This is a genomic window from Desulfovibrio sp., assembly GCF_035644575.1.
In the GTDB taxonomy this organism is placed as follows: domain Bacteria; phylum Desulfobacterota; class Desulfovibrionia; order Desulfovibrionales; family Desulfovibrionaceae; genus Desulfovibrio.
The window spans coordinates 1-4,605 of record NZ_DASQOG010000249.1 but is presented as its reverse complement, the minus strand read 5'-3'; the positions used below and the strand labels follow the sequence as shown (position 1 = coordinate 4,605).

The 4,605-nt window shown below is 61.5% G+C and carries 2 protein-coding genes; both read left to right on the top strand.

All coding sequences use genetic code 11. The features are described 5' to 3' along the window. Positions 1 to 31 precede the first annotated feature (31 nt). Positions 32 to 997: a polyprenyl synthetase family protein gene (locus VEZ52_RS14000; RefSeq protein WP_324837358.1), complete on the top strand. Its 966-nt coding sequence runs from the start codon at positions 32 to 34 to the stop codon at positions 995 to 997. A gap of 27 nt (positions 998 to 1,024) precedes the next feature. Further along, positions 1,025 to 4,024, top strand: coding sequence for an AIR synthase-related protein (locus VEZ52_RS13995; RefSeq protein WP_324837357.1), 3,000 nt, complete (start codon positions 1,025 to 1,027; stop codon positions 4,022 to 4,024). Positions 4,025 to 4,605 lie beyond the last annotated feature (581 nt).

Here is a 4,605-nt window from a genome sequence, read left to right as displayed (position 1 = left end):
TTGCCCGCGCTTAACCTTATCTGAGTAGCATATGATCCAACTGAAAGCACGTCTGGCCCTTGAGCTGCCCGGCATCAACCGCGCTCTGAACAAGGCAGTGGACACCCTGCCGGAACCGGTGCGGCCTGTGGCCCGGCACATTTTTGATGCGGGCGGCAAACGCCTGCGGCCCCTGCTCACCGTGCTCACGGCCCGCCTGCTGGGTCATGAGGCCAAGAGCATACAGGATCTGGCAATCACGCTGGAGATGCTCCACGCCGCGACCCTGCTGCACGATGATGTGCTGGACAATGCCGTAAGCCGCCGTGGCAAGCCCGCTGCGCATACGCTGTTTGATGTTTCCAGCGTCATTCTTGCGGGCGATGCCCTGCTGGCCGGAGCCAACGCACTGGTGGCCAATTACGGCGACACGCGGCTGACACGCTGTTTCTCGGAGGCCACCAGCCGCACGGCGGCGGGTGAAATCCTCGAAATCGCGGCCCAGCGCCGCGTGGATTCGAGCAGCGCCGACTATGAAGACATGGTGCGCGGCAAAACTGCCTGGCTTATCCGCGCAGCCTGTGAAATGGGCGCGCTTGCCGCCGGGGCCGATGATGCCGCAGTGACCGCTGCCGCCGCCTATGGCGAAAATCTTGGCATGGCCTTTCAAATGGTGGACGATGCCCTTGATTTCGCGCCAGAAAGCGTCACAGGCAAGCCCACTGGCGGCGATGTGCGCGAGGGCAAGCTCACGCCGCCCCTGCGCCTCTACCGCGACAGCCTGAGCACCGCAGAACGCAGCGCCTTTGACGCCGCCTTTTGCGCAGGGCTGATGACGGAAACCGATGCCGCCAGCATTGCCGAGAGCATCCGGCAGGCCGGGCATGACGATGCCGTGCGCCGTCAGGCCGATGAATTTCTTGACGCGGCCAGGCAGGCATTAGAAACTCTGCCTGACAGGCCCGAGCGCGAGCTTATGCGCCAGATGGCCGACTACGTGCGCGACAGAAAAAAGTAAGCAGCCAAACCAAGAGGAATGCAAACCATGCTCTATAGGGTGGAAACCGGCCCCCGCGCCGGACTTGACGATACCCAGGGCCGCAAGACGGCCCAGCACCTGCGCAAGGCGCTGAACATTTCTGTTTCTGGCGTTCGCCAGATCAAGGTCTTTACGGCTGACGGGCTTGATGCCGCGCAGGTGGCCCGTCTTCTGGACGAAAGCATCTGGCACGACCCCATCCTTCAGGAAGCCTCCCTTGAGCCGCTGCCCCTGCTTGACCCTGCGGCAGACTGGTTTGTGGAGGTAGGCTTCCGCCCCGGCGTGACGGATAACGAGGCCCGTACCGCGCGCGACACCGCCGCCATGGTGCTGGACATCCCGCGCGACAGCCTGCGCGTGTACACCGCCGTACAGTACCGCATCAGCAGCGACAAGGCAGCGCCCCTCACCCGCGAGCAGGTGGACATGCTGGCCCGCGACCTTTTGTGCAACACGCTCATCCAGCGCTACCGCATCAAGAGCCGTCAGGAATGGGACGCCCAGCCCGGCTTTGAAGCGCAGGCCGCACGGGTTACAGGCGAGATCAACGAAACCGTTGACACCATCGCTCTTTCCGCCATGGACGACGACGCCCTGACCAAGGCCAGCCGCGAAAATACCTGGGCGCTCAACCTCAAGGAAATGCACAGCATCCGCGAGCAGTTCACCGCGCAGGAAGAAGCCGACCGCCGCAAGGCCCTTGGCCTGCCCGCCGACCCCACGGATGTGGAAATGGAAGTGCTGGCCCAGACATGGTCCGAGCACTGCAAGCACAAGATTTTTGCCTCGCGCATCAATTATACCGATGCCGCCACGGGCCGCAGCGAAGTGGTGGACAACCTCTACAAGACCTGCATCCGCGACGCCACGGCCATGCTGCGCGAGCGCATGGGCGAGGACGATTACTGCAAGTCCGTTTTCAAGGACAACGCGGGCGTTATCGCCTTTATCAACGGCTACGATGCCTGCATCAAGGTTGAAACCCACAACAGCCCCTCGGCGCTCGACCCTTACGGCGGCGCGCTCACCGGCATTGTGGGCGTGAACCGCGACCCCATGGGCACAGGCATGGGCGCGGAACTGGTGTGCAATACGGACGTGTTCTGCTTTGCCTCGCCCTTCCACGATAAAAACCTGCCCCCGCGCCTGCTGCACCCCCGCCGCGTGCTCGAAGGCGTGCGCGAAGGCGTGGAGCACGGCGGCAACAAGTCGGGCATTCCCACGGTCAACGGTTCGCTGGTTTTTGACGAGCGCTATCTTGGCAAGCCGCTGGTGTACTGCGGCACCGTGGGCATCATCCCCGCAGAGCTGCATGGCCGCCCCGGCTGGTTCAAGCAGGCAGAGGAAGGCGACTACATTGTCATGACCGGCGGCCGCATCGGCAAGGACGGCATCCACGGCGCAACCTTCTCTTCTGAAGAACTGCACGAAGGCTCTCCCGCCACTGCGGTGCAGATCGGCGACCCCATCACCCAGCGCAAGATGTACGACTTCATCATGCGCGCCCGCGATTTGGGCCTGTACCACGCCATCACCGACAACGGCGCTGGCGGCCTTTCCTCCTCCGTGGGTGAAATGGCCGAGGATACGGGCGGCTGCGTGCTGGATATCGCCAAGGCTCCGCTGAAATACGATGGCCTGCGCCCCTGGGAAATTCTGCTTTCCGAAGCGCAGGAACGCATGACCCTGGCCGTTTCGCCGGAAAAGCTCGATGAATTCATGGCCCTTGCCGCACGCATGGATGTGGAAGCCACGGCCCTTGGCCGCTTCACCACCTCCGGCTTCTTTGAAGTGCGCTACCACGACCGCATCATCGCCTCCATGCCCATGGAGTTCATGCACGACGGTGTACCGCAGCTCGAGCTTGAAGCCGAATGGAAGGCCCCTGAAATCACGGATGTCACCGTGGACGTGGCCGAAGTTGAGCAGAGCGCATTTTTGCAGCGCATGCTTGGCACGCTCAATATCTGCTCCAAGGAATACATCATCCGCCAGTATGACCACGAAGTGCGCGGCGGCAGCGTGGTGAAACCCCTTGTGGGCGTCAAGCGCGATGGCCCGGCAGACGCTGGCGTTATCCGCCCCCTGCTGGAATCGGACGCGGGCCTTGTGATCTCCCACGGCATCTGCCCCAAATTCAGCGATTACGACACCTACTGGATGATGGCCAACGCCATGGACGAAGCCATCCGCAATGCCGTTGCCGTGGGTGCAGACCCTGATGCTCTGGCAGGCGTGGACAACTTCTGCTGGTGCGACCCGGTGGTCAGCCCCTCCAACCCCGACGGACGCTACAAGCTGGCTCAGCTTGTGCGCGCCTGCCGCGCCCTGCGCCAGTTCTCGCTGGCCTACGGCGTGCCGTGCATCTCGGGCAAGGACTCCATGAAAAACGACTACACCGGCGGCGGCGAGCGCATTTCCATTCCGCCCACGGTGCTGTTCTCCATCCTTGGCGTCATCCGCAACGTCACTGCTGCCCAGACCTCCGACTTCAAGCAGCCCGGCGATGCCATCTACGTGCTCGGCGGCACCTGGCGCGAAATGGCAGGCAGCGAAGCCGCCACGGAACTGGGCCTCAAGGGTGGTCGCGTTCCCCATGTGGACGCCTCCAACGCCATGCTGCGCTACCGCGCGGTCAACGCACTCATGGGCCAGCGCGCCATTTCCGCCTGCCACGACTGCTCTGACGGCGGCCTTGCCGTGGCCATTGCAGAAATGTGCATCGGCGGTCGCCTTGGTGCGGAAATCAACCTTGATGCCGTGCCCGCCCTTGAAGCCATGAACGTGACCGAACTGCTCTACAGCGAAAGCGCCAGCCGCCTGGTTGTGAGCGTCAAGCCCGATCTGGCCATGATTCTTGATGCGCTGGGAATGTGGCAGCCCTGCACCCGTATCGGTACTGTCACCGGTAGCGGTCAGCTGACCATGAAATCCGGCGACAGCGTCATCGTCAATTCTTCGGTGGAAGATCTGGCCCGCGCCTTCAAGCGCACGCTGGACTGGTAACACCGCTGCGACTGACTATCAGGGCAGGTGGCTTAGCGGCTGCCTGCCCTTTTTATTTGGTGGAATCCGGCGCGGTTCATTACATTTTTTACGCAAATATTTCTGCCGCACGCATGGCTTTTTCCTCGGATCCATGCCAGTTCGCCACGCCGCCCGATCATGCCTATTTCATACTTCCCCACTGCATTTTTGACATTTTCTAGACTATCTTTTTCAATAACTATTTGAATTAAAAGATTTTATCAGTTTGACACGGAGCATTTTTTTACTGTATAGTGCCTCTACAAAGAACAGGCATTCCCCTGGGGAACCGATGGACGTTGAGCGCAAGGCGCGCTTGCTGACATCATTGGAAGGTTCCTGGGGTCAGAACCGCGGGCGCGGTTCGTCCGGCAATTTCGCTGGCCAGCCTCGAACACTAACAAAGGAACGATCATGAAGTATTCACGCTGGCCATTAGTGCTGGCGGCCATAGCCTTATGCATGCTTTTGGCCTCCCCCATGAACGCCGACGCGGCTTCACAAAGCGCTCCCTCCGATCAAAAGCATTCGAACGCTACCCCCCACGCCGCCAAAAAGTC

Coding starts and splice junctions, on each gene's coding strand:
- VEZ52_RS14000 (WP_324837358.1), top strand. CDS start 32: ATGATCCAACTGAAAGCACGTCTGGCCCTTGAGCTGCCCGGCATCAAC.
- VEZ52_RS13995 (WP_324837357.1), top strand. CDS start 1,025: ATGCTCTATAGGGTGGAAACCGGCCCCCGCGCCGGACTTGACGATACC.